This window comes from Cohnella phaseoli (assembly GCF_003386235.1).
GTDB classification, from domain to species: Bacteria; Bacillota; Bacilli; order Paenibacillales; family Paenibacillaceae; genus Cohnella; species Cohnella phaseoli.
In genome coordinates, this window is the sequence record NZ_QRDZ01000076.1 from 1 (window position 1) to 1363 (window position 1363).

The 1363-nt window shown below is 48.4% G+C and carries 2 protein-coding genes; both read left to right on the forward strand.

Going from position 1 to position 1363, the window contains the following annotated elements:
* Window positions 1-84: 84 nt before the first annotated feature.
* Window positions 85-390 (forward strand): helix-turn-helix domain-containing protein, encoded by a 306-nt coding sequence (locus DFP98_RS38530; RefSeq protein WP_246017225.1) that lies wholly within the window; start codon window positions 85-87, stop codon window positions 388-390.
* An 11-nt stretch (window positions 391-401) separates the two neighbouring features.
* Window positions 402-1331: an IS3 family transposase gene (locus DFP98_RS38535; protein WP_280089385.1), complete on the forward strand. Its 930-nt coding sequence runs from the start codon at window positions 402-404 to the stop codon at window positions 1329-1331.
* Window positions 1332-1363: the final 32 nt, after the last annotated feature.

A 1363-nucleotide genomic window follows, 5' to 3' on the forward strand; every position in this document is an offset into this window, starting at 1 on the left:
CTCCACAGCCCCCTAATTCAGTTGGAGTCCTCCACCACGAAAATGTACACTTAGTACATGAGGAGGATGAGCGCAGTGGGAAAAATGTCTGAACAGAGAGAGAAAGCTGCACAAGAGGTCTTGTCTGGGATTAAGGCAGCTGTTGTGGCCAGAAAATATGGAGTAACTCCTGGCACGGTGAATCAATGGGTAAGGGATTACCGAGAACAGCATGGCGAACAAGATCATCCCTATCCCCAAGAACAGGCTGAAGAAATGAAGCGTCTTCACGAGGTAGAGAAGAAATACGAGAAGGCAGTCAAGATGCTGGGAGAGAAGGATCTAGAGATCGAGATCCTACGTGAGCTGCTAAAAAAGCCAACCCCTGCTTATCCGAAAAATTCAAGATAGCCAACACGTTCATTAAGCAGGGTCATCCAGCAGTCCTCGTGCTGCGCATCATTGGGTTGGCTGAGTCCACTTACTATGACCGTATTAAACGCATGTCACAGCAGCCCCTACAGGCAGCTCCAAGTGGGCGTGGAAGACCCATCTCGGGTTATTCCTTTACGGAGTCGGGAGAAAAAATCAGTGACGAGCAAATCCAAGAATGGCTTCTCGAACTGGTCTCTGGAGAAGCGCACGTGTACGGTTACAAACTGCTTGCAGAATGTTTGTGGAACCAGTACAGGTTGAAGTTAAATCACAAGAAGAGCTACCGGCTGTGTAAGGCGCTAGACATCTTACAGCCACAGCGTCAGAAGCGCTTCAAGCATCCTCGGAAACTGCCAGAGAACCGAGTCATTACAGGACCTAACCAGCTCTGGCAGATGGATATTAAATACGGGTACGTGGCTGGTCGCGATAGGCATTTCTTCGTGCTGAGCATTATCGATGTATTTACCCGTGTCATAGTCGGCTACTACAGAGGATCTTCGTGTGAGGCCAAGCATGTCTGTCAGACGCTTTGGAGGGCCATAAGCAGTCACAGCAAAGCACAAGATGAACTCCCTGTAGTACGAACCGACAATGGGCCACAGTTCGTCAGCCATCTTTTCGGAGACATGTGTGAAAGCTGGGAGATCACGCATGAACGCATTCCCCCCAGAACGCCGGATCTGAACGCTTTCATTGAATCCTTCCACAGTCTTTTAGAACGAGATGTGTTTGGCAAAGAAGAGTTCTCAACATTCGAAGAGGCTTACGCAGCTGTGGACCAATACATGGACTTCTACAACAACCGAAGAATGCACACAAGTCTGCGAAAAATGCCACCGGTTAAGTTTTCAGAATGGGTCATGAGTCTAGATGACCGGTCAAAATTCTTCTGGCCGAGAAAGAACGTGAAATAAAGAGCATAACTGCGACATGAGTCGGTTTGATA

Bases quoted from the DNA above. Each gene is read 5' to 3' on its own strand.
- DFP98_RS38530 (WP_246017225.1), top strand. From the start codon at position 85: ATGTCTGAACAGAGAGAGAAAGCTGCACAAGAGGTCTTGTCTGGGATT.